The sequence below is a fragment of the Demequina sp. B12 genome, assembly GCF_028823635.1.
Lineage (GTDB): Bacteria > Actinomycetota > Actinomycetes > Actinomycetales > Demequinaceae > Demequina.
This window is the reverse complement of the sequence record NZ_JAPEHU010000002.1, coordinates 453,446-479,933: the sequence shown is the minus strand read 5'-3', so window position 1 is coordinate 479,933 and position 26,488 is coordinate 453,446. Positions and strand designations below refer to the sequence as shown.

The window sequence follows — 26,488 nt, the reverse complement described above, 5'->3', positions numbered from 1 at the left end:
GTGTTAACACTCTCATTGTCAGGACGTTCATGCCGCGCGGATCGCGGGATGACAGCCCAAGTTGTGCCTAGCCAGGCAGGCACACGCCAGCCGGAAGAGGCTTAGTCCTCGTTGTCGGATTCGGCTTCTTCCGGGGCACCAAGACCGGCTTCCTCGAAGAGGTTGGGCACAGTCGCGATCGTTTCCGGCTTCTGCGGAGCACTAAAGCTCCCGACAGAAGTGGCGACATACTCCAGATGCCACCATTCAGGCCGTGAACCACCGGGACGCGCCCAGGTGGGATGTACCCAACCATACTCTGCTCCGTTGAGTGCCAGCCACGTCGCGGACGCCAAGTCCATGTCGACGGCCATGCCCCAGCCGTGGTTGGAGGTGCCGGGAACGGCTGCCGTGCCCGGCTTGCGGGCGTAGGTGGTGACCTGCGACGCGTACGTGCGGTAGCTATCGGTCATGGAGAAATGCTGGCCGGTCTCTTCGTAATACGCCTTGTCGGCGCGTTCGAGAGCTGCAGCAGCATCGCACTGCAGATAGTGGCCGGAAGCGAAGTCCAGCTCGCACAGGCTGTCAGAGGACACCGCACCATTGGAGCCACTGACGCCAGACGGGCGACCGGTCCAGCCATTGGAGTTCGCAGCGACCGCGGCCTCGTTAGCGCTAGACCACGCGGCGAGCGCTTCGTTGTACTCGGCTTTGTAAGCATCCGTAGCGGCTTCGTTCTCCGCTTCGATCTTCTCGTTCTGAGCATCGACCCACGCAGTGTGGGAGTCACGGACCGCGACCACGGCAGCTTCGAAGGCAGCCTCAGCCTCCGCGACAGCGGCCGCTTGCGCATCGACGGATTCTGCGTCGGTGGTGTCGTAGGCAGTGGCGAGCACGGCTTGCAGGCGCTGGTGAGCGGACGTGGCTTCGTCGAGCGTATCCGCGTTGTCGACGGTCTCTTCCAACTGCGGGAGGAGTTCGTCGACGATGTCATTGATTGTCGCCAAGCCGTCTTGTGCTACTTCAAGCGCATCGAGCTGAGATTCGTGCTTTGCCTGGACCGTGGCGGTAGCCAGGTGCTCCGTGCGTTCGGCGATCTGTTGAGCTTGAAGGTCGAGTTCCGCCGCGGCAGCTTCGAGGCGCTCTTTTGCGTCGCGTGCCTCGTCTGCGTCGTCGAGAGCCCCCTCGATAGCTTTCTCCAAGGTTTCCGTGTCGATGACGGTCTCAGTCTGGACCGAGTTCGCTGTGGCATTCTCAACGTCGTTACTCAGCAGGACCGAGTCGTGCGTCGTCGTCACTTCCGGTTCTGCCGATGCTTCGGGCTCGGGTGATTCTTCCGTGTCTTCCACGACCACCAGCGGGGTCGAAGTAGAGATGCCGATGGACGCCGATGCGTCGGCGGTCACCGCGTCGAGCTCGCCTGCGGCTGCTGCGACCGGTTCGGCGTCGGAGAAGTCTTGCGCGTCGGCCGTCGCTGCGTCGGCTTCAGCAAGGCTCTCTTCGAGAATGCGTTGGCGTTCCTCGAGCTCGACAGCGGCAGCACGTGCTTGCCCTACCGCAACGTGGCGGTCCACAGCGAACGCGCCGTGCGCACCGAGGAACCCGGTGGAGAAACTGGCCAACGCAAAGATAGCGAGGAAGCGGGGATGAAAGTAGCGGGAAGAAAACTTCATAAGTGTGCGGGGAGGGGGTTGGGGGGTGAGGAGGCACGCGGCAACGCCCCTTCAGCGGCGTGTGCATGCGATGGGCGACCGTGTCGCCTGTCGTGAGCGCGCATCTTCGCCGCGCTTGGGTAGCATCTGGGTCACGATTCTATAACGAAGGTCGCAGGTCGCCAGAAGGACCCCTGCCTAAAGGCCTAAGATGCCGCACCCCGACCGACATCACCCCTGGTTCGCGCCGATCGCACGATCCGGTATGACATCTGTCACACCATGTTCCCCGGGCACGTCGGTGACACCAGTGCTAGCGTCAAAAGCGCACGTCGATCAGACACTCAACACGCAGGATGCCGGGGGATTTACATGTCCACAGCCACTAGCACCTCCCGCACCTCCCGAGGTGCAACAGCCGCACTAGTCGCCTTGACCGCAGCCTCGTGCCTGCAAGTCGTAGACCCCACTGCGAACTCGATCGCGGTGATTGATGCTGCGGTCGACTTGGACATGGGGGGTGCGGAGCGAGCGTTCGCATCATCTGTGGGGACGCTGGCACTTGCAGCCTTCATCTTGACGGCAGGCTCACTTGGCGATCGCCTTGGACGCCGCAAAGTCATGCTTGCGGGTTTGGTGGTTGCCGCTGTGGGCGGGGTGTTGACAGCCGTTGCACCCGTGACACCCATCTTCATGTTGGGACGTGCGATCACGGGCATGGGCATTGCCGCGGCCTTCGGGTTGTCTTTTGCTCTTCTCAGGTCAGTGCTGCCCGACAACCTTCCTAAAGCCGTAGCATTCTGGCTCGCTGGACAGACGGCCGCAGCACTTGTGCTTGGCGTCCTGGCCGGATACCTGGCAGGTATTTCCTGGCGAGCCGGCTACCTCCTGCTGCCGATCGTTGCGGTGATCGCATTCCTCATGTGCATGCGAGGCCTACCGGAAGCGAAGGCTGACGAGACCGGCCCATTCGACTTCGTGGGGTTGATCGCTATCGCAGTCGCGATGGTCGGCATCATCTACGGACTCTCCAACGCAGCCAGCTATGGCTGGGGTGCGGGTCAAGTATTGATTCCCCTCGGTGTTGGCCTGCTCAGCATGGCTGGTTTCATCTGGTGGGAAGCACGCATTCAGTTCCCGGCTTTCCCTGTTCGACTCTTCCGTGACCCTGAGTTGGCGGGCTCCGTGGCAACTGGATTCTCTTTCAACATGTGGCAAGCCGTGGTCACCATCATGTTGTCGATGCTGTGGCAGTACGTGACGCTGTGGGGCGGCCTCCAGGTTTCTCTCGCACTCATGCCTCTGAGTCTCGCCATGGTCGTGGGGGCGACAGTTGCGGGCCGCTTGCTAGCCAAGGGTGTACCCGCTTCAAGAAACCTCATGGTGGGCCACCTGCTGCTCATCGTGACACTTCTGGTGTTCGCCTTGACGAATGAGAATTCGCCTTACGTCTTCTTCCTCGTCCTCATGCTTGTCGGAGGCTTTGCCCGCATGCTCAATGAGGCCACGATGGGGCAGTTCTTTGTCGCGAAGCCACCTGCAGCGCTGACCGGTGCGATGGCATCGTCAAAGACTGCGATCGGACAACTCAGCTTTGCGCTCGGAACAGCACTGTCAACCACGTTCCTCTTCAGTCAGTACGGCCGCGGCATCGCGGAAGCGTTCGCCGCAGCAAACGTCCAGCCCGAGCAGCAGGGCACTTATACCGGCATGATCACCACGTACATCTCCGGTGGTGACATGTCCCAGTACGACGCATCGACTGTCTCCACCGTGGTGGGCGAAGCAAGCGGCGCCTTCATGAATGCCTTCGACGGCACAATGCTCATCTTTGCCGGAATCCTGGTCCTTCTGTGGATGATCTCGACTTTCTTCTTCGCCAAGGCGTCGCGAATGCGCAAGGCCGGAACCATGGTCGACGGACCTTTGACCTCATCCGGTGTTCCCGTTGCGCTTGCAGCGCCAGAGAGCGCAAGCGCGGAGGGTGACGCCGAATCACCCGGCACCACTCCCACCCCCGACCGCTAAGCCGCAGTCCCACTCACATCAGCCACGAACAAAGGACAGACCATGTCAACACCCGACCTGATCTTGGTAGGCGGCACTGTGCTGACCGTCGACGAGAATGACTCGACCGCCGAGGCTGTAGCGGTCACTGATGGCAGGATCACCGCCGTTGGCACGACGTCCGATGTTCGGGCCCTGGCATCGGACAAGACCGAAGTGATCGAGCTCGATGGCTCGACAGTGGTGCCAGGTTTCATTGACGCGCACAGCCACGTCTCTATGGGGGCTCCATACATCCGTCACGCCGCGCTCCATACGCCGCCGGTGGGGGACACGCGGACAGTCGATCACATCATCGCCAAGCTGCACGCCAACCTTGCGAAGAACCAGACTCCGCCTGGGGAGTACCTCGTCGGTTGGGCCTACTACCCGGATGAGATGGACGACGGCGGTGAACTCACCGCGGCGCTTCTGGACGCGGAGTTCCCTGACCATAAGGTGGTGGTGGCCCACATCTCAGGGCACGGCGGCGTCGCCAACACCGCAGCACTTGAGCAGGCGGGATACACCGATGGATGTCCCAACCCCGAGGGCGGATCCATTGTGCGTTACCCCGGCACATCGAAGCCTAACGGTGTGCTGTGGGAGACAGCCTGGATGCCGCTCGTCTTGGACTTCTTGACCACCGACGATGACGCCCTCCTGTCGATGCTGCAGGAGTATGCCCGATGGGGAATCACGACGGTGCAGGATGGAGCTGCCAGCGTTGAGCAGATCGAGGCCGTCCGTGCGCTCGCCGAACGCATGCAACTACCTGTCGACGTACGTTCGTTGGTGCTGTTCACCGAACTCGAAGATGCTCTTGCCAAGGGCCTCGTGAACACGTCGGTGAATGGACACACCGTCCAGGGCGTGAAACTCATCCTCGACGGCTCACCTCAGGGGAAGACTGCGAACGTCACGGAGGAGTACCTCGAGGGGGGTCCCGGCGGTGAGACTCATTGGCACGGCATCGCGTTCGTCAACCAGGAAGACACCTCCCGGGTTGTGGCCGCTGCCTACAGCCATGGCCTTCAGGTGTTCGCGCATTGCAATGGTGACGCCGCTATCGACCAACTTCTCACGGCACACCGAGCCGCGGTCGCGCAGGGGATCACCCCCACGCCGCGAACCATCCCCATCCACTCGCAGGTCATGCGCTTGGATCAGCTCGACGACTACGTTGCTGAAGGCTTCGAGCCTTCGATGTTCACGATTCACACCTGGCTGTTTGGCGACACGCACATTCGCAACTTCGGTGAGGCTCGTGCATTCGGTATCTCGCCCATGCGGGCGGCTATCGACAAAGGCTTGAAGCCCACCAACCACTCCGATTACCCCATCACGCCGTTGAACCCTCTGCAGTTGCTGTGGACGTCCGTCGTGCGTCGGTCCACAGGCGGCGTAGTCCTGGGTCAAGAGCAGTCCATCACGGCCGCAGAAGGACTGCGTGCGCTGACCTGGAACGCCGCGTACGAGCACCGGTGCGAGGACGACTTGGGCTCAATTGAGGTGGGCAAGGTCGCTGACCTGGTGGTGCTTGAGTCTAATCCGCTGGAAGTAGAGCCGGACGCGATTCGAAACGTCTCGATTTTGCGCACCGTGAAGCGTGGCCGCACGGTTTACTTGAGCGAGTAGGAGCCTTGGCGGAAAGGTAAGCGCCTGTGGGATGGTGGCTCTTATGGAGCCCCGCCGTGATCCGCACTCGCACCTCCCACCCGCGCTCAGTCACCACCGGAACCCGGGGGATGCGTGGGTGTACAACGCGGACGGCGAACGCTTCTGGGGCCGGTTTGGGGCTGCAGGTCTGTTGGCGGTGCATCCACGCAAGGGCGTGCTCCTTCAACACCGTGCGCAGTGGAGCCACCACGGCGGCACCTGGGGCATCCCGGGCGGCGCGCTTCACGAAGATGAAGCACCGCTAGCCGGGGCGCTCCGCGAAGCACAGGAAGAAGCGGGCATTGCTCCTCGTGACGTTCGCCCGCGTACGAGTTCACAGCTCGACAAAGAAGTATGGACCTACACAACCGTGATCGCTGACGCCAGCGACACCCTTGAGCCACGAATGATGGATGCCGAAAGCATCCAGTTGAGGTGGACACCTGTTGATGAGGTTGGCTTGATGCCCCTGCATCCCGCTTTTGCTCGGAGTTGGCCGGGGCTCGTGGAAGCAGTGCGGACGCGCCCCCGAATCATCGTGGACCTCGCCAACGTCATGGGGTCGGTTCCAGACGGGTGGTGGCGTGACCGTGCGGCGGCCGCGTCGCGGTGGATTGCCCAAATCACCGATGCCGTCCCTCACGGAGTAGCGGCCGAGGACCTGACGCTCACGGGCCACCGCTGGTTCCCACAATGGACCGCCGTGGTGGAGGGGAAGGCCAGGCAGACGGCTGGGACTGACCAGGTCGAGGTCGTCGCAGCGCCTTCTTCGGGGGACGATGCTGTGGTCCAGCAGGCGGCTGAGTCCACGGCGCGTGGCGAGCGATGCTGGGTGGTGACGAGCGATCGAGAACTCCAGGGGCGGGCGCGCGATGCTGGAGCAAGCGCGCTGTCTGCCGGCTGGCTCCTGAAGGTGCTTGGCACGCCCTCGTCACCACCGCTCCACGGCTAGTGGAGCAGGTCGCGCAAGAATGCTGCGACATCGTCCATCTCTTGCTCGCTCACGCTGTGGCCAAGCCCACGGTACGACCGTTCCTGGAGTGCACTATGGGTGGCAAGCCACCTTTGGGTGCGTTCAACAGCCGCAGGCCAAATGACGGGATCCGCATCTCCGCGGCCCCAGAACACTGGCGTCTGACGATCTGCAAGGGAAGGATCGTCGGACTCGCCCTCGGCGGTGATGAAGCCGGCCAGCACCACAGCCCCAGGAACCCGCTCCGGACGCGTGCGGAGAAGCTCGGTGGCCATGAGTCCGCCTTGTGAAAAGCCCACCGGGATGATGGGACCGTCACCCGCAACATCGTCGATCCATGCCCACAACGCCTTGGTGGCGTCGTCGACCGGGGCCTGAGCAGGCTCATCAGGCAAAGTCAACGGAAACCAGGCGGCTCCGCCTTGCCCCAACGGCAGGGGAGCGCGCGGCGATGCCCACCGGAGGTGACGCGGCAGCCAGGAGGAGAGCCCGGTGAGATCGTGCTCATGGGATCCGTAGCCGTGAAGAAGCAGCACCGTGGGAAGAGCGGAATCCGTGTTCTCGAACTGGGAAGAAAAAACGCCGACAGGAATGTCCATGGCGCCAGTATGCCTGCCATGTTTGACTGGAACGGCGCGCCGGAGCGTCCGGTGAGCATCTCAGCCCCCGGGAGAAGCACCATGGCAATCACGAGTACCGCGTCGACTTCATGGCAGGGTGGCCTTGCCGATGGTTCAGGCCACACCTCGCTAGGATCTGGCGTCGTCAGTTTTGACGTCGATTGGAAAGCCCGTTCGGAGGGGTCAGACTCGACGACCACCCCAGAGGAGCTCCTTGCGGCTGCGCACGCGTCCTGCTACTCGATGGCGTTGTCTCACGAACTGGGACAGCACGGCACGCCGCCGGAGAGCGTCCACGTGACAGCCGCTGTGGAGTTCCAACCCGGCGAGGGTGTGCTGCGCTCAGTGCTGACCGTTGAAGCAACAGTCCCAGGACTGGATCAGGAACTGTTCGGACGATTCGCGGAAGATGCCAAGACCAACTGCCCTGTGTCGAAGGCCCTCGCGGGTATCGAGCTCGTACTCGCCAGTGCCACTTTGAGTTAGAGCGACCAGTGGGTGAACTCGCCACCCACCACCGTGGCAGCCACGGCCATGTCCATGAGCTCTTCCGGAGTGCAGGCGAGTGGGTTGTCCTCGAGCGCGATGAGGTCGGCGGGGTCGCCCGGCTGGAGGGATCTCCCGTCGACGCTCGCAGCGAGCGCCTCCGCACGGGTCAACGCTTCTGTCTGATTCCATGGTTCGCGGTCGTCAGCGCTGCGGTGGACTGCAGCGGCAATCGCGCGCCAGGGGTCGAGCGGAGCCACCGGAGCATCGGAACCCAGCACAATCTGCGCACCTGCCGCACGCAATGAGGCGAACGGGAAGCACCGGTCGGCGCGGTCATGCCAATGCTTCGCAGTCGCGTCACGGTCATCCCAGAGGTGCGCAGGCTGGACCGATGCGGTGACACCGCTCTCACGGAAGCGGGCTAGGTCGGTGTGCGCTACAAGTTGGGCATGCTCAACTGAGCCCTGGGCGCCTGTGTCCCGAAACGCGTCCAGCGCGTGGGTCACGGCCGCGTCGCCGAGGGCGTGGACCGCTACTGAGAAGCCGGCGTCCGTCGCACGTGAAAGGTATTGAGCGGTGTCGTCAGCGGAGATCGTGAGGTCTCCATGGTGGGAAGTGCCGGGGTACGGCTCATGGCAGTACGCGGTGCGTGTGTTCAGCGAGCCATCGGTGATGAGTTTCAATGGCCCGATGCTGAGGAGCCCATTGGTGCCTTCGATGGTTGCGCCCGTTCTCAGGCCTGCCGCAATTCGTGCATCGAACTCCTGTGGGTAGAAACCCGAACGCACCCGAAACGCGTGCAATCCGTGGCTGATCCGGTGAGCCCACCCGTCGAGGTTTTGGGCCATCTCCAGATCGACGATGCCCACAATGCCCTTGGAAGCAGCATCGGCCGCCGCTGAGGAGAAGGCAACGTCTTCGTCGCCCGGTGCCTCCCGGTCAAGGCGCATTTGCAATGCGAAGGCTTCATGTTCGCGCACCAGGCCTGCTGTCGAGAGTTGGAAGCGGCGCTGTGCGGCAGAGTTCACCCAGCACGCATGCATGTCGCCGGACAGCAGTACGACCGGCCGTTCAGGTGCGACCGCGTCAAGAACCTCTGCATTCGCGTGGTCGTCCCACAACGAGTCGCGAAATCCGAATCCAATGAGAGGCTCGCTGTGGTTGTACTCAGCCACAAGCCGCGCCGCGACGATCTGGGCGGCTGCATGCGCACTCGTCGCCTGGGAGACATCAAGGCGGCGTCTCACGATCGCCCACTGGGTGAAGTGAACATGCTTGTCCCACAGGCCGGGCATCACCCACCGTCCATCAAGATCGAGACGTTCCAGACCGGAGGTGTCGCTGCCAGGTGCCTGCAACACCCCGTCACGAATGACGAGTGCGGTGGGGGCATCGGCGCCGACAACTCGCACATTGTCCAAGTACCACGAGGTCACTGAGGGGGCTCCGTCCTAGGCGCGTGCAAGGAAGACGTCAGGATATCCGCCTGCCGCTAGCATCGGGCCATGGCAGCATCATCGGGACCCGCAGGTCGGCCGCTCAGGCCCACTCAGGCCTTCTTTGCCGGCATGGCCGATGTGGTCAAAGCCGTCGCCCTATGGCGCACGCACGCCACGGTGATGGCGCGCGGCATGGTGCCCGCGGTGATCGTCGCATGCGCTATGACGGTTGTCGTGGTCGGGATGGCATTCGCAGCTCCGTCGATGGCACGGTGGCTTGCAGACCTCACGGGGGCAACGGGGTGGCTACTGACCGTCATTGCGGTGGCATTCGCGTTGGCGATTGTGGGGGCTACCTTTGTCGCGGCAGTGGTGACCTTCACCGCAGTCACCCTCATGGTGGGTCAACCGTTCTACGAGCGTCTCAGCAGAGACATCGACACCTTGCCTCCCACGGTCGGAGCCGGTGAGGAGCCGCTTCTGACGGCTACGTTGCGCGGCATTGGCGAGGCGCTCAGACTGTTGCTCCTCACGGTACCTGTGGGGCTCGCGGGCCTCATCGTCAGCATGATTCCGGTGGTGGGCTCTGCTGCCGCATTCGTGGCATCAGCGCTGGTGGGAGGGTGGATGTTGGCGTTGGAGTTGACCACTTACCCGTGGGCAAGGCGGGGAGCAGTGACGCTGCGCGCAAGGCGGGCTGCACTGCGGCCCATGCGTCCCCGCGCTTGGGGGTACGGCACCGGTGCATTCTTGGTGATGCTGATTCCGTTCGCCGGGATCGTCATGTTCCCGACTATGGTGGCGGGCGCTACGAGACTGGTGGCGGCTGGTCCGTCCACGGATACGAGGCCCGTCGTAACGCGTTGAGGACGGCTTGCACACCGGGTTCCTGACGCGATGCCGCGCGCACCGCTGCAAACACCGTCCTCCGGTCCTCTGTCTGGCCCGGAATGACTCTCACCTGGCGGGGCGCACCCTGGAGCATGAGCGCCGGGATGAACGCCACCGCGTGCCCCGCCTCGATCAACGCGAGTTGAGCTTGAAGGTCTGCTGTCTCGAACCGGACGTCCGGCTCGAATCCGGCGACCCGGCACGCCTGCTCTGCGTAATGACGTGACGCAGTGCCGTGCGGCTCCATTACCCATGGGAGCTTGGCGCAGGCCGTCACGGTCGCTTCCTGACGCTCATTGCTGAGGCACAACGCGATTCTGTCCTGCACCAGCGTGTGGCGTACCAGGCCGGAATAGTGCGGTGCAGAGTGGTGGGGGTACTCCTCAGCTACCACCAGGTCATACTCGCGGGCCCACGTGTCTTGTAACGCTTGGGCAGGCTCTACTTGAGTGACCTCGACACGGAGGGCGGGGGCGTTCTCCGCAAGTTCATCGAGAACTGTGGGCAGCAGCGCGAGCGCAGCCGACTGAAAGATGGCGATTCGCACGGTGCCGTGGGTATCGGACCGGGTGGCGTCCACTCGCGCGTGAGCCACCTCAATCGAGTCGAGCACTGCGGCGGCGGACTGGACAAGCGCCGTCCCTGCCGCAGTCAGCAAGAGGACCCTTCCCGCGCGGCGCGTCAGGGGCGTCCCGGCCTCCCGCTGCAGTGCTGCTAACTGCTGGGATACCGCCGATGGTGTGTAGCCCAGGGCATCGGCTGTCGCTGTGATGGTCCCGCGCGCAGAGAACTCCAGCAGCGTGCGCAAGTGGACGGGATCGAACATCTCCCCATCATGAAGCAAGACTTCATGAATTGCTATAAATAGTGTCGCTGGTGCTGGATTGAGACCCAGGCGCACACTTATGCCATGAGCACAGATGCTGCGCCGTCGCGCATTCCTCACACCGCCAACGGTGAGCTGTCGACTGGAGATTCCCGCCTCGTGCAGGCCGCCCTGGCACGCGCGGAACGGTGGACGCGGGACGCGCGCCACACCCCAGTGCCGGTGGCGTCTCGACTCATGAACCACCTCCTGGCTCAAGACGGAGGACTACGGTTCCTCACTGAACTTCTTGACGGCCTGTTCCGGCCGGAGGATCTGCGTATTGCGGCCGAGTCGCTAGTCCGCGCACAACAGTCCGTGCCCAGCGCCGCGACCCCACCATTGCGTTGGTCCGTCGCGGCAGGGGCCGTTGCAGCACGCGTGGCCCCCACCTTGACGGCACGCGGCGCGCGGTTCATTGTCCAGGCACTGATGGGGCATCTGGTGGTCGATGTACGTCCCCGTCAACTGAGCAAGGCCCTGCGGTCGATCCGTCGCGACGGCACCCGGGTCAATCTCAACCTGCTCGGTGAGGCTGTTCTGGGACGTCGTGAGGCAGCGAAGCGTGTCGAGACCACGCGGACTCTTATTCGCCATCCAGACGTCGACTACGTATCGATCAAGGTCTCTGCCGCTGTTGCGCCTCACTCCCGTTGGGCTTTTGCCGAGGCAGTCGACGACATCGTGGAGGCATTGGCGCCGTTGTATCGGGACGCCGTCGATCACGGTGGCGTCTTCGTCAACCTGGATATGGAGGAGTACCACGACCTCGATCTCACGGTCGCGGTGTTCACCCGACTCATGGATGACCCACAGTTCCGTGGGCTCAGTGCTGGGCTGGTGCTTCAGGCATACCTGCCTGACTCGCTGCAGGCGCTGACGGAGCTTCAGACTTACTCGCAACGTCGAAGCAGCGCTGGGGGAGCGCCACTCAAGGTGCGGATCGTGAAGGGCGCCAACCTTTCGATGGAACGTGTTCACGCAGAACTCCACGGGTGGCGGCAAGCGCCGTGGGATTCCAAGGCGCAATCCGATGCTCACTACAAGCGGCTGATCAATCAAGCGTTGAGTGCCGACACCGCCAGCTCGCTACGTGTGGGGGTTGCTGGACACAACCTGTTCGACATTGCGTGGGCGTTCGAACTTGCACTGTCGCGAGGCCTGACAGACAGCATGGATGTCGAGATGTTGTTGGGGATGGCGCCGGGTGCCGTGGCTGCCGTGAGCGAGGATGCGGGGCCCGTCCGCTTGTACACACCGGCGGTGAACCCGCACGACTTCGACGTGGCCTTGGCATACCTGGCGAGGCGCCTTGAAGAGGTCGCCAGCCCAGGGAATTACCTGGCAGATGCCGCGCGGGCAGGTTCGCACAGGGAGGCCTTGGATGCACAACGGGAGGCATTCCTCGAGTCGGTCGCGGTGATGACGGATCCGCCCAGTCGCACGCGCGGCAGGGAGGTGACGTCCGTGGAGCCGTGGGACCTCGGCAATACCTTTGCGAACGCAGCGGACACAGACCCGTCGGTCTGGGAGCAACGCGAGGCGATGCGGAGCGTGCTCGACCGCGCACGGACATCAATGGCCGGGGTCGATACCCTCGCGGCGGCGCATGTCGCTGAGAGCTCGGCATTGGACCAGGTGGTGGGGCGTGTACAGACGGCGGGCAAGGTGTGGTCCCAGTCGTCGCCTCAAACCAGGGCGGAAGTGTTGAGCCGTATGGCCGATGCCCTGGAACGCAACCGAGCCAGGCTTGTAGAAGTTATGGTCAGTGAAGCAGGAAAGACCCCTGACCAAGCCGATCCCGAGGTGTCGGAAGCGGTTGACTTTGCGCGGTACTACGCGGCTAGCGCGTTGTCACTCAGCGATGGTGTGGGTGCAATTGCACAGTCGCACGCCGTGACGTTGGTGACCCCGCCTTGGAACTTTCCTGTGGCGATTCCCGCCGGGTCCACCATGGCGGCAGTCGCGGCCGGTAGCGCAGTATTGCTCAAGCCGGCGCCTGAGGCCGGACGTTGTGGCGCCGTGCTGTGGGAGGTTCTTCAGGAGGCGAATCCACCTCAGTCAGTCATCCAACTACTATCGCTTGACACCGATGTGCTCGGATCAGACCTCATCGGCGACGAGCGCATCGAGCAGGTCATCCTGACCGGCGCCTACGAGACCGCGCAGCATTTCCTCAACCATCGACCCACGCTCGATGTACGCGCAGAGACCTCCGGAAAGAACGCTCTCGTCATCACGCCTCATGCGGATCTCGACGTCGCAGTCGCGGACCTCGTCGCCTCCGCGTTCGGGCATGCGGGGCAGAAGTGTTCCGCAGCTTCGCTCGCCGTGCTTGTAGGTTCCGTTGGCAGGTCAGACCGCTTCCGCAATCAACTGATCGATGCAGTCACGTCCTTGAAGGTGGGGGAGGCCTGGGATCCCACCACGGATATGGGGCCAGTCATTGTCCCGCCGCAGGGGAAGCTCGCACGTGCGTTGACATCGCTTGAAGACGGCGAGAGCTGGTGGGTCGAGCCTCAGAGGGTGACCGACACACTGTGGACGCCTGGTGTGCGGGCAGGCGTGCAGCCAGGATCGTTCTTCCATCTCACCGAATGCTTCGGACCGATTCTGGGACTTATCTGTGTTGAGACTTTCGACGAAGCACTACAAGTGGTCAACGCGGTCGACTACGGACTTACCGCAGGCCTGCACTCGCTGGACCCCAAAGAGATGGCGCTGTGGGTGGATACCGTCCAGGCCGGCAACGTTTACGTCAACCGCACCACGACAGGTGCAATTGTGCAGCGCCAGCCATTCGGGGGCTGGAAGCGATCCGTCGTGGGACCCACGGTCAAGGCAGGCGGTCCTCACTACGTGGGCTCGCTCGCACGGTGGGCAGCAGACCACGACGCTACCAGCGTGTCCGCGGAGGTAACTCCGGTCGCGACGTTGCTCGAGCCGGCAATCGAGCAAGCCGGCTCCATCGTGACGGACGCTGACCGAGATCGTCTTCTGCGCTCATTCGCTGCGGACCAGCGCGCATGGCAGGAACAGTTTGGTCGCGGGCACGACCCCAGCGGACTTCGCTCAGAGGTCAACGTGTACAGGTACCGGGCTCTGCCCGCCACGATCAGGTGGGACGGGGCATCGCATACCGATGTGCTCCGCACCATTGGAGCCTCGATTCGCGCTACAGGGCAGGCAACACTGTCCATCCCGCCCACAGTGTCCAGCGCAGCGCTCGAGGCACTATCCGCCGCAGTCGACATCCACAGGGAGCCTGCCGAGGCGGCTGTACGCCGGGCACGAACGGTAGGTCGAGTTCGAGTCGTCGGCACAGTGGAGCCGGAACTCCGCGGCCACGCCGACCTTGCGGTGTACTCGTCAGCTGCCACCATCAACGCGGAGCGCGAACTGCTCCCGTTCCTGCGTGAGCAGTCGGTTTCGGTGTGCGCTCATCGGTACGGCACTCCGTTTGCGCCAGCGCTAGCTCTCAAAGCAGCACTGATACAAGGTGCGGTCGACTCGCAGAACTAGCACCCGAGTTCACTCTTTCCGTCACCGGCGCCCGCTAGTGTGTGGCTCAGTTCATCGGGACACACCTGGAGAGGCACACATATGAGCCAGTGGCGGGAACGACGACTTGACGTCGTGGGATCGATCGTTGGCGTGCTGTTCGTGACGGCATCGCTGACACCATCATTGCTCCCTCGCCCCGCGTGGGGTCAGGGGCTCGTCGCAGGACTTGCCTTTGCCTTGGGCTACGGGCTTGGGGTGCTCACGTGGCGCCTGATCCGCCTTCTGTCATACGGCCGATTGAAGTGGGACGCCTCGGCCCCTGCGTGGCTTGTGACGGTGGGAACGGGCGCGCTGTTTGTCGCGCTGTCACCTCTCGCGGTGCGTTGGCAGAACGACATCCGCGAAGCTGTGGGGATCGCTCCGATGGATGGCTTGCATTGGCTGGGCATCGTGCTCGGTGGTTCTCTGGGTGTGTGGCTGGGCTTCGCCATCGGCAGGGGAGTACGGCGTCTTCACAACTTCCTGCGCAAGGGTGTCGTCGCCTTGCTGACCAAGGTGTCACGGCGAGACCACGGTCCACGACCCGTGGCGGTCTCGCTCACGGCGGGCGCCACCAGCGTGGTCGGTGTTCTCCTCGTTCTGGGGGTCGGCACCACCATCCTGTCGCTGTTGCTCACATCGTTGTATGGCGCACGAAACGACCACTACGACCCTGCCTTCGCGCAACCCACCACTGAGCTGCGTTCTGGAAGTTCGAGCAGTGCGGTGTCGTGGGAGTCCGTAGGCCAGGCGGGCGCCAAGATTGTCGGAGGTGGCCCGTCGGTCGAGGAGCTCTCCGCGATTACGGGTACCGAAGCTACCGAACCCATCCGCATCTACGTGGGGATGGACTCGGCCCCCACGTTGGCCGAAAGGGCCCAACTCGCCGTCGAGGAACTTGAACGTACCGGGGCTGCCGACAGGGCGCAGCTTCTTGTCGCGGGAACCACGGGGTCCGGCTGGCTCGACCCGGCAGCGATCGATGGTTTTGAGTACCTGCACGCTGGAGATACGGCGCTTGTCACCCTCCAATACGGTGCGACGCCCAGCCCAGTGTCGGCGTTGCTGACGCCGGACCTCGCACCTGAAGGAACATCCGCTCTCTTTGATGCTGTGTACGAGTGGTGGTCGGCACTTCCCGATGACTCCCGCCCACAACTCACCGTCTATGGGCTCAGCTTGGGTTCGTACGGCATGAATGCCGCCTTCGACTCCGAACAAGAACTCCTCGACAAGACCAACGGCGCGGTTCTCGCGGGGACGCCAAGTTTCACGTCACTGTGGTCGACACTTCAGGACCGCAGGGACGAGGGCTCTCCCTACGCGCTCCCAGTATTGGACCAAGGCGAACACGTACGGTGGACTGATCGCTGGGGCGGGCTAGAAGAACCCAGCTCTCAGTGGGACGGCACCAAGGTTGCGTACCTTCAACACGGCAACGACCCCATTGTCTGGATTGGGCCGTCCGTAATCTGGTCTGAACCTGCGTGGTTGCAGCCGGGTCAACGCTCAGACCAAGTCAGCGACGACATGTTCTGGATCCCCGGGGTCACAGCCTTCCAAGGCATCATCGACCTCATCCTGAGCCAAGGAGTTCCCGAGGATCAGGGCCACAAGTACGGGAACCTTGCACTCGATTCCTTGCACGTAGTCACTGGCGACGCGGACCTCGACGAAGACGCGCTGGAGCGCGTGCGTACCGTCATCGCCACCTACGACACCTTCAACCCCCTCGCAAACTAGCTCTGACGGCGGTCCGATGCGCGTGCATCGGACCGCTTCCAGGCATAGCCTGGAGATCAGGACCACGGGGGTCCGCGCGAACGGTAAGGAGAGGGTGATGACCGAGCAACACTCCACCGAGACTCGGCGGTACAAGTTCGACCAGATCCGCGCCAAGGAGTTGGCACGCGGCGCGTCAGAGGATGAAGCAACCCGGATCGCGTCGGAGACCGTCGACAAGGTGTTAGCCCAGGAAGCAAAGGACAAGTAGACTCCCCTGCGTGAGTGATCCCTCCGCATCTGGTGCCACCAAGGTCCCGTCGGCGGCGATTTGGACGCTCCCCAACGTCATTTCGTTTGTTCGCATCCTGCTGATCGGGGTGTTCGGGGGGTTCTTCTTCGCTGCGCAGGATGTTGGGGCGATCATCGTGCTCGCCCTTGCTGGCATCAGCGATTTCCTCGACGGATACCTTGCACGCCGCTGGAACCAAGTCACCAAACTTGGCCGTCTCCTCGACCCAGCCGCCGACCGTCTCCTGACCATCGTCGTAGTCTTCGGTCTCGCCGTGCGAGACATCATTCCGTGGTGGCTAGTCATCGTCCTGATGGCCCGGGACGCCATGGTCGGCAGCGCATTGCTCTACGGGCGCGTGCGCAAGACCCCAAGTCCGCACGTGACCTTCGTGGGCAAGAGCGCCACATTCGCGCTCTACGTGTTCCTTCCGCTGGCCTACATCAGTTTCGACAGGTGGGACTGGTTGCACGTGGTGGCGATCGTGGGCGCATGTGGAGCTGCGGTCTTGTATTGGGTAAGCGGCGTGGGATACGTGCGTGACATTCACGAACGCGCCTCACGGCGTAACGCCCTCCAGCAGGCCACCACGCCTAAGATGGATACCAACGACCACAACAGTAGGGAGGCGTCATGACCTACGACGAAAGCCCAGTTGAACGCACCATGTCCCTGGATGCGCAACTGCCTGTCGACGAATCAGCACCCACTCGCATGTCCGCGCAGGACGATGCAGCTGTGGCCGCATTGGACGAAGCCTGTGCACTTCTGATCGTGCACCACGGCCCCAACCAGGGAGCACGCTTCCTGCTTGATGTTGACGTGACGACCGCCGGACGTTCGGTGAAGGGTGACATCTTCCTTGACGACGTCACCGTGTCACGCGAGCACGTGCAGTTCATTCGGGATGGCAAGGACTTCTACGTTCGCGATGCGGGCTCCTTGAACGGCACGTACGTGAACCGGGAACTGGTGTCTGAAGCCAAGCTCAACGCTGGTGACGAAGTGCAGATTGGCAAGTACCGCATGACCTTCCACCCCGGCTCGGTAGCCTGAATCGATGGCTGCGCTGAGCGCCGTCCCCCTTCCCGAACCGGCCGGGACTACTCCGGCTGCGTCCGTGTCGGGGACCTGGCCTCACGCGCTTTCCCACGACGCGCATTTGCGCGTCAGCGACGTGCTTGCGCAAGTTTCCCAGGAGTTCCCTGCACTCACCTCTTCGAAGCTTCGCTTTCTGGACTCCAATGGCCTCGTCACCCCGGTAAGAACTCCATCTGGATACCGCCAGTACTCGCCCGCGGACGTTGAGCGCCTGAGGTTCGTCTTGCGTCAGCAGCGGGATCACTACCGCCCCCTGTCAGTCATTGCCGACTACCTCGCGCAACTTGACGCGGGGCTGTTGCACGAACCCGTCTCGCTTCACGAAGTGACACACCGGGAACCCCTGCTTGCGACATCGGAACTTGCTTCCAATGCCTCGGCTTCTCTGGAGTTGGTAGACGAACTCACCGCGGCAGCGATCATTGCTCAAACCTCGCCCGGCCGTTATGAGCGTTCCGCGGTGGAGATCGTCGTCGCAGCGCAGGCATACGTTGACGCGGGCGGCGACCTTCGAGCGCTGAAGAACCTGGTGCGCGCCGCGCAGCGCGAAGCGCACGAGGCACGCGAGCTCTCCCGGCCCGCGCGTACCAAGGGCAATGACGCTGAGGCCGATGCTCAAGTGCGACAACGGTCCGATGCGGCAATTGCGATGTTCAGCGCTTGGGTACACGCGGAAGTCGACCGATAACAATGAGGACACGGCTATCCCCAGCGCCGCGTGGTGCGTTGACCAGGGTGGCCCTGATCTCTAGTTTGGTCACAGTTAGTTGATGAGGAGGGGATGATGGCTCAGACCGGTGGTCACGATATGAGTGCACTGCAGGACCAGGGTGTTCTGTTTGACGACGGCCTAGCTCACCTCGACAAGAACGCGGGATATCGCGGACCGACCGCTTGCAAGGCGGCCGGCATCACGTACCGCCAACTCGACTACTGGGCTCGGACCGGCTTGGTTGAACCGACCGTGCGCGGCGCCACAGGTTCCGGAACGCAACGCCTGTATGGCTTCCGAGACATTCTGGTGTTGCGAGTAGTGAAGCGGCTGCTCGACTCCGGTGTATCGCTCCAACAGATCCGTGCAGCCGTCGACACCCTGCGAGAGCGTGGGGTTGAAGACCTGTCCCGAATCACGCTGATGTCTGATGGCGCCTCGGTGTACGAGTGCACCTCAGATGATGAGGTCATCGACCTGGTCCAGGGTGGACAGGGTGTCTTTGGAATCGCCCTGGGCAAGGTGTGGCGCGAGCTTGAGGGATCGCTGTCCGCACTGCCCGCAGACAAGGGCGACGGCGTGGTTGAGCCGGAATCCAACCATATGGACGAGCTCGCGCAGCGTCGTGCCAAGCGCACCCACGCGTCTTAAGTCCTTCAAGTTCCCACCGGTGAGTGCGGTCAGGTCTGCACAAGCCTGGCAGGATTAACTTCACCGTCGAAGGGAAAACCGTTGTTCTCTAAGGTTCTTGTTGCCAACCGTGCCGAAATCGCTGTGCGCGCTTTCCGCGCGGCTTACGAGTTGGGTGCACGCACAGTCGCCGTCTTCCCGTACGAAGACCGCATGTCAGAACACCGTGTCAAGGCCGATGAGGCTTACCAGATCGGCGACGAGGGCCACCCGGTCAAGGCATACCTCGACATCGACGAGATGGTCCGTGTGGCCCGGCACGCAGGTGCTGACGCCATCTACCCCGGCTATGGCTTCCTGTCAGAGAACGTGGAGCTCGCACAGCGGTGCGCGGATGAAGGTCTCACCTTCGTGGGCCCGCCCCCAGAGGTGCTCGCCCAAGCAGGTGACAAGGTAGCCGCCCTCAAAGCGGCACGTGAGGCAGGCGTTCCGGTCCTCGACTCGTCGGAACCTTCCAAGGACCCTGCGGAACTCATTGAAGCGGCTGACCGCATCGGCTTCCCGGTGTTTGTGAAGGCTGTCGCCGGTGGCGGTGGACGAGGAATGCGCCGTGTCGAATCCAGGGAGGCTCTCCCTGAAGCCCTCGCCGCAGCGATGCGGGAGGCAGAGAACGCGTTCGGTGACTCCACGGTGTTCTTGGAGCAGGCGGTTCTGGGCCCACGCCACATCGAGGTCCAGATCCTGGCTGACGCACACGGCAACGTGGTGCACCTGTTCGAGCGTGATTGCTCGGTTCAGCGGCGTCACCAGAAGGTCATCGAGATCGCACCGGCGCCTGCGCTCGACCCAGCCATCCGTGAGGCGCTGTGTGCTGACGCGGTGAAGTTCGCGCAGTCGCTGGGTTATGTGAACGCCGGAACGGTGGAGTTCCTGGTCGCCACCGAGGGCGAACGCGCCGGCGAGCACGTGTTCATCGAGATGAACCCCCGTATTCAGGTGGAACACACGGTGACGGAAGAAGTCACCGACATCGACATCGTCAGCGCACAGATGCGCATTGCGGCGGGGGAGAGCCTGCCCGAGATCGGGATTCACCAAGAGGACATCCGTACCAACGGATACGCGGTCCAAACCCGTATCACCACAGAAGACCCCACCAACGGTTTTATCCCGGACACAGGACGCATCGTCGCGTATCGCTCACCCGGTGGTGCAGGCGTACGCCTCGATGGCGCGACCGGCATGGCCGGAAATACTGTCACAGGCCACTTTGACTCCATGCTGGTCAAGCTGACGTGCCGCGGCCACGACTTCGAGGCTGCCGTGCGTCGCGCTGCACGCGCATTGGCGGAGTTCCGCATTCGCGGTGTGACCAACAACATCCGCTTCCTTCGGGCAGTCCTGGCAGACGAAGCCTTCCAAGCCGGGGGAGTCACGACCGGCTTCATTGACGAGCGTCCATACCTGCTGGAAGTGCCGGAGAGCGCCGAACGGTCGACCAAACTGCTGAACTTCTTGGGCCACACCACGGTGAATCGTCCTCACGGCGAGCCGTCCAGGGCACTGCTGACCCCCCGCACCAAACTGCCGCAGATCGATCTCAACGCACCCATCCCTGACGGCACACGCCAACAGCTACTCGAACTCGGCCCGGAAGGTTTCGCATCGGCCCTCCGTCAGGACCGTCGCCTGCGCCTCACGGACACGACCATGCGCGATGCGCACCAGTCGCTGTTGGCGACACGTGTACGCACCTACGACCTTCTGGGCGCCGCAGGGCACACCGCACGCATGGCCCCCGAGTTGTTCTCGCTGGAATGCTGGGGTGGCGCCACCTACGACGTCGCGATGCGGTTCCTGTCGGAGGACCCGTGGCAGCGCCTCGCCAACCTTCGTGAAGCAGTTCCCAACATCGCATTGCAGATGCTGCTGCGTGGACGCAACACCGTGGGCTACACGCCGTACCCGGACGAAGTCGCGCATGCCTTTGTTGAGGAAGCCACGGAGGTCGGCATTGACATCTTCCGCATCTTCGACGCCCTCAACGACGTCGACCAGATGCGTCCTGCGATCGAAGCCGTGCGGGCCACCGGCACGTCAGTCGCCGAGGCGACGATCTGCTACACGGGCAACATGGTGTCACCGGATGAAGACATCTACACGCTCGACTACTACCTACGGCTGGCAGAGCAGTTGGTCGACGCTGGCGCACACATCCTGGCAATCAAGGACATGGCAGGCCTGCTGCGTCCCGCCTCGGGCTTCATGCTCGTCGATGCGTTGCGGTCTCGCTTTGACCTTCCCGTCCACCTCCACACCCATGACACCACCGGCGGTCAGGTCGCCACATTGCTTGCTGCCGCAGAAGCCGGTGTAGACGCGGTAGACGTCGCTAACGCGGCGATGGCCGGCACGACCTCGCAGCCGCCCATGGCTGCTCTGATCGCTGCGATGGAGTACACCGCTCGCGACACCGCGATTCCGTTGTCCGCCGCACAGGACTTGGAGCCGTACTGGGAGGCCGTCCGCAAACTGTACGGACCGTACGAGTCGGGACTATCGGCGCCTACTGGCCGCGTGTACCGCCACGAAATTCCCGGCGGACAACTGTCCAACCTTCGCCAGCAGGCGATCTCCTTGGGCTTGGCAGACAAGTTCGAACAGATCGAAGACACCTACGCGGCAGCCGATGCGATGCTGGGTCGACTCGTGAAGGTCACGCCCTCATCCAAGGTGGTGGGCGACCTTGCACTCAACCTGGTGGCCAATGGCACCGACCCGGCAGACTTCGAGGCGAACCCTCAGGAGTACGACCTGCCTGATTCGGTCATTGGGTTCCTCCAGGGAGACTTGGGTGTCCCTCCCGCCGGTTGGCCTGAGCCGTTCCGCACCAAGGCCCTTCAGGGCCGCGCAGCAGCCCCTGCACGTAAGGAACTGAGCGACGAGGACAAGGCCGCGCTGACACAGGCCGGACCGGAACGCCAACGTGCTCTGAACCATCTCTTGTTCCCTGGCCCGGCCCGCGAGTTCGATGCCGCCGTTGAACAGTACGGCGACATTTCTGTGGTCGACACCTTCCACTATCTCTATGGATTGACGGTCGGCAGTGGGGAAGAAGCCATGGTCGAACTGGGGGAGGGCGTCCAGGTACTGGTCTCCCTAGAGGCCTTGGGCGAACCCGACGACCACGGCGAACGCACGGCAATGTTCAATTACAACGGGCAGCTGCGACCAGTCCAGATCCGTGACGAGTCAGCCAAGGTCGACGTGGTGGAGCGAGAGAAGGCCGATGCGACTGTCGAGGGACACGTCGCCGCACCATTCTCTGGTTCCGTTTCTGCGGCCGTCGAGGAAGGCGCTCAGGTCGAGGCCGGACAGACGGTTGCAGTGATCGAGGCGATGAAGATGGAGTCTGCGATCACGGCGCCCATCTCAGGCACTGTTGCCCGTGTGGTGGTGTCGGGCGCTGAGGCGCTGTCGGGCAAAGACCTGATCTTGGTGATCGAACCGTAAGACACTCGCCAACGCCCTTGCTCAGAGGTCTCATGACGGGACTGAGCGAGGGCGTTGGCATGTCTAGGCCCAGCTTGAAACCTCAGCACGTCTGCCAGGCACGATAGGCGTCACCATCCATTGCGACCGCGACGCGGGGACCATAGTCCCTCGCACATCGGGGTTTTGGCGAGCATAGTGGTAGTAACAGCCGCGAGGAGGTTCGTCATGAAGGTTTTGGTCGCCACAGGTTCTAAGTACGGCGCTACCCGCGAAGTCGGGGAAGCAGTTGCAGCCGTGCTCAATGAAGCCGGTTTTGAAGTCGACTGTGCCCCGGCACACGAAGTCACGGGCATCCACTACTACGACGCCTTCGTGATCGGCTCTGCCGTCTACGGGGGTCTATGGCGGCGTGATGCCTCAGCGCTGGTGCGCGAGCACAGCGAAGAGCTCAAGAACCGCGATGTGTGGCTGTTCTCCGTAGGCATGGCGACCGTGACCACGCCGAACCAAGAGTTCGAGGAAGCAAAGGAACTCACGGCGCTTATCAACGCCCGTGAGCACCAGCGCTTCGACGGTGCCCTGGATTACGAAAAGCTCAACATGGGGGAGAAGGCCATCATCCGGGCACTCAATCCTCCCAAGGGTGACTTCCGAGACTTCGCGGCCATCCGCGATTGGGCAAGCCAAGTCGTGACCGAGCTGAGGGCGGTCGCGGCACTGTAAAAGTCTTGCAACAGCCTCCGGGCCTGGAATCTGCTAGCGTGCAGATACCAGGCCCGTTGCTGTTTCCGGGCACACACGAAGGGGGAGTGCCGTCTTGTCGGACGCGCGCAGCTATCAAGCAACTGAGTTTGTGATCAATGGTCAGGTGTCAAACCTTGACGGACCGCTCATTGTCCCGTCCCCTGATGCGCGGAACTGGCTAGCGGTGACGGCGATCATCAGCAGCGTGATTGTTCCACCGCTGGGTGTATTGCTCGGTCATCGTGCAATGCGAGAAGTACGGCAGGGTAGGGCCACGAACCGCGCCCTTGCCGCACGAGCGTTGCTGTTGTCATATCAAGTCTTGGCCTTGATGTGGGCACTAGCTACCGTGCTGATGATGTCAGTGCCAGGAATCGCCATCGCCATGTGCGTGGCGCTGGGGTTGTCCTCACTCGCGGGTGTGGCGATGGCACTGACAATGTTCCGCGATCACGACAAGCACACCCCAGCAGAGTCGCGGCGCGCGCTGCTGACCGCTGGCTATTGCCTCATGCTCTCTGTGGTGCTCATCCCGGGTTACGGGGCCGTTCAGTCGATCCTGGACAGGAGCCTTCAGTGATGAAGCACGTGACACCCGCCCCAGGAGACTCGCACGGCACGGCGGTGCCGTCAGACGTTACACCTGCGGGCCAGCGCAGGAAGTTTGGCTGGGGGAGTGCTGCAATCGCGTTAACTCTGATTGCCGCGGGCGTGGTGGTGTGGGCGCTCATGAGGCCAGGTGACGTGGCGATGCCGGCAGAAGACGCGAGCCCTACGGAAGTTGTCGCGACCTACATCGAGGCTGTGAATGCACGTGATTGTGAAACAGCCGACGCCTTGTGGCTGACCGATGCGATGTCAACGGGTTCGTGGTGCGGCGAAGCCACATTGCGGGACACCGAGGTGAGCCAGGATCCACACAGTATTGATCCGGCCTGGGTGGAGCTTCCTGCGGGGACGCAGGTCGTGTCCGTCCAGGTGACTTTTGATCTTAACTGGAAGATGCTCCGCAACGACGGCTCGCTCTCGGAGGGCCCCACACAATGGGGCTACACGTTGCGCCAGGATTCGTCCGGCCAATGGCGCTTGATGGATCAGGGCGTCGGATAGTCCGTGTGCGCCCCGTCAATGACCTGGGGCAGTGCCCACAACAGCCTTACTTGACATAATGCACATTATCGGCGTTATGCGTCTCACGGCCTCCAGCCATCGGTCAGCGCACACCGTTGCGGTCATGCACCCACGTATTGACCCAGATGCTCCGCTGTGAGACCCCGCTGCGAATCGATCAGATCGCGCGGCGTTCCTTCGAAGACGATCGTCCCTCCGTCATGACCAGCACCTGGACCCATGTCGATGATCCAGTCTGCGTGCGCCATGACGGCCTGATGGTGCTCAATGACCACCACAGATTTCCCAGCGTCGACGAGTCGGTCCAGCAACGTCAACATTGTCTCGACATCCGCCAAGTGCAATCCTGTGGTCGGCTCGTCCAGAACGTAGATGTCGCCGCTCTCCGTCATACGTGCCGCCAACTTCAGTCGCTGGCGTTCTCCTCCGGACAACGTCGTGAGCGGCTGCCCCAACTTGACATAACCTAGCCCTACGTCTCTCAAGCGGACCACAATCTTGTGCGCAGCGGGCGTTTTCGCCTCTCCGCTGCCCAGGAACTCCTCAGCTTGCGCCACCGACATGTCCAACACCTCGGCGATGTTCTTGCCGCCCAACCGGTACTCCAAGACATCTGCTTGGAAACGACGTCCCTCGCATTCTTCGCATCGCGTCTCTACAGAGTCGAAAGGCCCCAACTCCGTGACCACGACTCCTGCGCCCTTGCAGACGGGACATGCACCGTCGGAGTTCGAGCTGAACAGCGCGGGCTTCACACCATTGGCTTTGGCGAAGGCCTTGCGAATGGGGTCCAGCAGTCCGGTGTAGGTCGCAGGGCTTGACCGGCGGGATCCCCGAATCGCACTCTGGTCAACCGCAATCACGCCATCCATGGGCGTCACCGACCCATGAATCAACGACGACTTGCCGGAGCCCGCGACTCCCGTGACTACGGTCAGCACGCCCTTGGGTATGTCGACGCTGACGTCGCGGAGGTTGTGTGTGCTCGCACCCCGCACTTCGATCATCCCGGAGGCCTGGCGCACGGTGTCCTTGAGGGAGGCACGGTCATGGAGATGCCGGCCGGTCACGGTGTCTGCCTGCGCAAGATCGGCTGGGGTGCCCTCGAACACCACCTCTCCCCCGTCGCTACCTGCGCCAGGTCCCATGTCGACCACATGGTCGCCGATGGCGATCGTTTCAGGCTTGTGCTCGACCACCAGCACCGTGTTGCCCTTGTCGCGGAGTTGGAGTAGCAGGCTGTTCATGCGCTGGATGTCGTGCGGATGCAGCCCGATGGTGGGCTCGTCAAAGACGTACGTGACATCGGTCAACGCGGAACCAAGGTGACGAATCATCTTGGTGCGTTGCGATTCACCACCGGACAACGTCCCGGTAGGTCGTTCAAGGGAGAGATATCCCAAACCAATGTCGACGAACGAACGCAACACTGCCCGGATTCCTTCGAGCAATGGTGCGGCCTGCGGGGCCTCGAGCGCATCACACCACTGGGACAAGTCTGTGATCTGCATGCGGCACAGGTCAGCAATGGACTTTCCGTTGATGAGAGAGGATCGTGCGGCGTCATTGAGCCTGGTACCAGCACATTCGGGGCACTCTTGAAAGGTGACGGCACGGTCCACAAACGCCCGGATATGCGGTTGCATCGCATCCCGATCCTTGCTCAGCATCGATTTTTGGATCCGCGGCACAAGCCCTTCGTACGTCATGTTCATGTTGGCGAACTTGACCTTTGTGGGCTCCTTGTACAGGAAGTCCTCACGCTCGCGCTTAGTGAAGTCTTTGATGGGCTTGCTGCCGTCAAGGAATCCCGACTCGGAGTAGATCCGCACATACCAGCCGTCAGCGGTGTACCCGGGCACCGTGATGGCACCTTCGGAGAGCGACTTCGTTTCGTCGAACAGTTGGCTGAGGTCAATGTCGGAGACAGAGCCCATGCCCTCGCACCGCGAACACTGGCCACCCTGGATCGAGAATGACCGCACTTCTTTCTTCTTGTCACCACGCGTGGTGTCCATCGTCACCGCGCCTTGGCCGGAGATGGACGCAACGTTGAACGAGTATGCCTGGGGTGAGCCGATGTGTGGCTCAGCTATGCGGGAGAACAGTGTCCGGAGCAGCGCGTTGGCATCGGTGGCGGTGCCGACCGTAGAGCGTGCGTTGGCTCCCATCCGCTCTTGGTCGACCATGATCGCGGTCGTAAGCCCCTCAAGCACGTCAACATCGGGCCTGTTCAGCGAAGGCATGAAGCCTTGAACGAACGCGGGATAGGTCTCGTCGATGAGACGGCGGGACTCTGCGGCGATGGTGCCGAACACCAGTGAACTTTTTCCGGAACCGGACACGCCCGTGAAGACCGTGAGGCGCCGCTTGGGCAGGTCGACATCGATGTCGCACAGATTGTTCTCGCGGGCTCCGCGTACTTTGATGAGATCGTGAGCGTCGGGGTTCGCCACAGGTCCTCCTTGAATGCGGCTGGTTGCCCAGCGGTGCGTAGCCCTATCT

At 62.7% G+C, this 26,488-nt stretch carries 21 protein-coding genes; 16 read left to right on the top strand and 5 right to left on the bottom strand.

The window, feature by feature from the left end; translation table 11 throughout:
• Positions 1-101: 101 nt before the first annotated feature.
• Entirely contained in the window at positions 102-1,652 is a 1,551-nt protein-coding gene (locus tag ON058_RS06760; RefSeq protein WP_274668260.1) for a M15 family metallopeptidase, read from the bottom strand.
• A gap of 411 nt (positions 1,653-2,063) precedes the next feature.
• On the opposite strand from ON058_RS06760, the gene ON058_RS06755 reads away from it, so the two are divergent.
• The 3 genes from ON058_RS06755 to ON058_RS06745 are packed head-to-tail and all read left to right on the top strand — an operon-like array spanning position 2,064 to position 6,288.
• The gene (locus ON058_RS06755; RefSeq protein ID WP_274668259.1) at positions 2,064-3,659 is read left to right on the top strand and encodes an MFS transporter; all 1,596 of its coding nucleotides are present in this window, start codon (positions 2,064-2,066) and stop codon (positions 3,657-3,659) included.
• Positions 3,660-3,701: 42 nt separating this feature from the next.
• Complete coding sequence (locus ON058_RS06750) at positions 3,702-5,315, top strand: amidohydrolase (RefSeq protein ID WP_274668258.1); 1,614 nt, start codon at positions 3,702-3,704, stop codon at positions 5,313-5,315.
• 43 nt (positions 5,316-5,358) lie between these two features.
• Entirely contained in the window at positions 5,359-6,288 is a 930-nt protein-coding gene (locus ON058_RS06745; RefSeq protein WP_274668257.1) for an NUDIX domain-containing protein, read from the top strand.
• Here ON058_RS06745 and ON058_RS06740 read toward each other — a convergent pair.
• Positions 6,285-6,908: an alpha/beta hydrolase gene (locus tag ON058_RS06740; protein WP_274668256.1), complete on the bottom strand. Its 624-nt coding sequence runs from the start codon at positions 6,906-6,908 to the stop codon at positions 6,285-6,287. The genes ON058_RS06745 and ON058_RS06740 overlap by 4 nt on opposite strands.
• A gap of 81 nt (positions 6,909-6,989) precedes the next feature.
• On the opposite strand from ON058_RS06740, the gene ON058_RS06735 reads away from it, so the two are divergent.
• Positions 6,990-7,415 (top strand): OsmC family peroxiredoxin, encoded by a 426-nt coding sequence (locus tag ON058_RS06735; protein ID WP_274668255.1) that lies wholly within the window; start codon positions 6,990-6,992, stop codon positions 7,413-7,415.
• Here the strand turns inward: ON058_RS06735 and ON058_RS06730 are convergent.
• Positions 7,412-8,854, bottom strand: coding sequence for an amidohydrolase (locus ON058_RS06730; protein WP_274668254.1), 1,443 nt, complete (start codon positions 8,852-8,854; stop codon positions 7,412-7,414). The two genes, ON058_RS06735 and ON058_RS06730, sit on opposite strands and share 4 nt — an antisense overlap.
• A gap of 69 nt (positions 8,855-8,923) precedes the next feature.
• Between ON058_RS06730 and ON058_RS06725 the strand changes: the two genes are divergently transcribed.
• Entirely contained in the window at positions 8,924-9,724 is an 801-nt protein-coding gene (locus ON058_RS06725; RefSeq protein WP_274668253.1) for an EI24 domain-containing protein, read from the top strand.
• Here ON058_RS06725 and ON058_RS06720 read toward each other — a convergent pair.
• Positions 9,666-10,574: a LysR family transcriptional regulator gene (locus ON058_RS06720; protein WP_274668252.1), complete on the bottom strand. Its 909-nt coding sequence runs from the start codon at positions 10,572-10,574 to the stop codon at positions 9,666-9,668. The genes ON058_RS06725 and ON058_RS06720 overlap by 59 nt on opposite strands.
• An 84-nt stretch (positions 10,575-10,658) precedes the next feature.
• Between ON058_RS06720 and ON058_RS06715 the strand changes: the two genes are divergently transcribed.
• The 11 genes from ON058_RS06715 to ON058_RS06665 all read left to right on the top strand — a co-directional run bounded on the left by ON058_RS06715 (position 10,659) and on the right by ON058_RS06665 (position 23,962).
• Entirely contained in the window at positions 10,659-14,135 is a 3,477-nt protein-coding gene (locus ON058_RS06715) for a bifunctional proline dehydrogenase/L-glutamate gamma-semialdehyde dehydrogenase (protein WP_274668251.1), read from the top strand.
• 81 nt (positions 14,136-14,216) lie between these two features.
• Positions 14,217-15,899: an alpha/beta-hydrolase family protein gene (locus ON058_RS06710; protein ID WP_274668250.1), complete on the top strand. Its 1,683-nt coding sequence runs from the start codon at positions 14,217-14,219 to the stop codon at positions 15,897-15,899.
• A gap of 97 nt (positions 15,900-15,996) precedes the next feature.
• Positions 15,997-16,149 (top strand): hypothetical protein, encoded by a 153-nt coding sequence (locus ON058_RS06705; protein ID WP_274668249.1) that lies wholly within the window; start codon positions 15,997-15,999, stop codon positions 16,147-16,149.
• 10 nt (positions 16,150-16,159) lie between these two features.
• On the top strand, positions 16,160-16,807 hold the full coding sequence (locus ON058_RS06700; RefSeq protein ID WP_274668248.1) for a CDP-alcohol phosphatidyltransferase family protein: 648 nt from the start codon (positions 16,160-16,162) through the stop codon (positions 16,805-16,807).
• Between the two features lie 29 nt (positions 16,808-16,836).
• On the top strand, positions 16,837-17,226 hold the full coding sequence (locus tag ON058_RS06695; RefSeq protein WP_274668420.1) for an FHA domain-containing protein: 390 nt from the start codon (positions 16,837-16,839) through the stop codon (positions 17,224-17,226).
• Positions 17,227-17,230: 4 nt separating this feature from the next.
• Entirely contained in the window at positions 17,231-17,959 is a 729-nt protein-coding gene (locus ON058_RS06690) for a MerR family transcriptional regulator (RefSeq protein ID WP_274668247.1), read from the top strand.
• A gap of 120 nt (positions 17,960-18,079) precedes the next feature.
• The gene (locus ON058_RS06685; protein ID WP_342453002.1) at positions 18,080-18,634 is read left to right on the top strand and encodes a MerR family transcriptional regulator; all 555 of its coding nucleotides are present in this window, start codon (positions 18,080-18,082) and stop codon (positions 18,632-18,634) included.
• An 81-nt stretch (positions 18,635-18,715) separates the two neighbouring features.
• Positions 18,716-22,126 carry a pyruvate carboxylase gene (locus tag ON058_RS06680; RefSeq protein WP_274668245.1) on the top strand — a complete coding sequence of 1,137 codons (3,411 nt, stop codon included), beginning with the start codon at positions 18,716-18,718 and terminating at the stop codon, positions 22,124-22,126.
• A 207-nt stretch (positions 22,127-22,333) separates the two neighbouring features.
• A complete protein-coding gene (locus ON058_RS06675; protein WP_274668244.1) occupies positions 22,334-22,831 on the top strand; it encodes a flavodoxin domain-containing protein in 498 nt (165 codons plus the stop codon).
• 94 nt (positions 22,832-22,925) lie between these two features.
• The gene (locus tag ON058_RS06670) at positions 22,926-23,432 is read left to right on the top strand and encodes a hypothetical protein (RefSeq protein ID WP_274668243.1); all 507 of its coding nucleotides are present in this window, start codon (positions 22,926-22,928) and stop codon (positions 23,430-23,432) included.
• Positions 23,432-23,962 (top strand): hypothetical protein, encoded by a 531-nt coding sequence (locus tag ON058_RS06665; RefSeq protein WP_274668242.1) that lies wholly within the window; start codon positions 23,432-23,434, stop codon positions 23,960-23,962. The genes ON058_RS06670 and ON058_RS06665 overlap by 1 nt, the downstream gene beginning before the upstream one ends.
• A gap of 122 nt (positions 23,963-24,084) precedes the next feature.
• Here ON058_RS06665 and ON058_RS06660 read toward each other — a convergent pair whose 3' ends face one another.
• On the bottom strand, positions 24,085-26,439 hold the full coding sequence (locus ON058_RS06660) for an excinuclease ABC subunit UvrA (RefSeq protein ID WP_274668241.1): 2,355 nt from the start codon (positions 26,437-26,439) through the stop codon (positions 24,085-24,087).
• Positions 26,440-26,488 lie beyond the last annotated feature (49 nt).

Bases quoted from the DNA above. Each gene is read 5' to 3' on its own strand.
- ON058_RS06760 (WP_274668260.1), bottom strand. From the start codon at position 1,652: ATGAAGTTTTCTTCCCGCTACTTTCATCCCCGCTTCCTCGCTATCTTT.
- ON058_RS06675 (WP_274668244.1), top strand. From the start codon at position 22,334: ATGAAGGTTTTGGTCGCCACAGGTTCTAAGTACGGCGCTACCCGCGAA.
- ON058_RS06705 (WP_274668249.1), top strand. From the start codon at position 15,997: ATGACCGAGCAACACTCCACCGAGACTCGGCGGTACAAGTTCGACCAG.
- ON058_RS06710 (WP_274668250.1), top strand. From the start codon at position 14,217: ATGAGCCAGTGGCGGGAACGACGACTTGACGTCGTGGGATCGATCGTT.
- ON058_RS06690 (WP_274668247.1), top strand. From the start codon at position 17,231: ATGGCTGCGCTGAGCGCCGTCCCCCTTCCCGAACCGGCCGGGACTACT.
- ON058_RS06715 (WP_274668251.1), top strand. From the start codon at position 10,659: ATGAGCACAGATGCTGCGCCGTCGCGCATTCCTCACACCGCCAACGGT.
- ON058_RS06745 (WP_274668257.1), top strand. From the start codon at position 5,359: ATGGAGCCCCGCCGTGATCCGCACTCGCACCTCCCACCCGCGCTCAGT.
- ON058_RS06685 (WP_342453002.1), top strand. From the start codon at position 18,080: ATGAGTGCACTGCAGGACCAGGGTGTTCTGTTTGACGACGGCCTAGCT.
- ON058_RS06665 (WP_274668242.1), top strand. From the start codon at position 23,432: ATGAAGCACGTGACACCCGCCCCAGGAGACTCGCACGGCACGGCGGTG.
- ON058_RS06720 (WP_274668252.1), bottom strand. From the start codon at position 10,574: ATGTTCGATCCCGTCCACTTGCGCACGCTGCTGGAGTTCTCTGCGCGC.
- ON058_RS06750 (WP_274668258.1), top strand. From the start codon at position 3,702: ATGTCAACACCCGACCTGATCTTGGTAGGCGGCACTGTGCTGACCGTC.
- ON058_RS06695 (WP_274668420.1), top strand. From the start codon at position 16,837: ATGTCCCTGGATGCGCAACTGCCTGTCGACGAATCAGCACCCACTCGC.
- ON058_RS06725 (WP_274668253.1), top strand. From the start codon at position 8,924: ATGGCAGCATCATCGGGACCCGCAGGTCGGCCGCTCAGGCCCACTCAG.
- ON058_RS06735 (WP_274668255.1), top strand. From the start codon at position 6,990: ATGGCAATCACGAGTACCGCGTCGACTTCATGGCAGGGTGGCCTTGCC.
- ON058_RS06740 (WP_274668256.1), bottom strand. From the start codon at position 6,908: ATGGACATTCCTGTCGGCGTTTTTTCTTCCCAGTTCGAGAACACGGAT.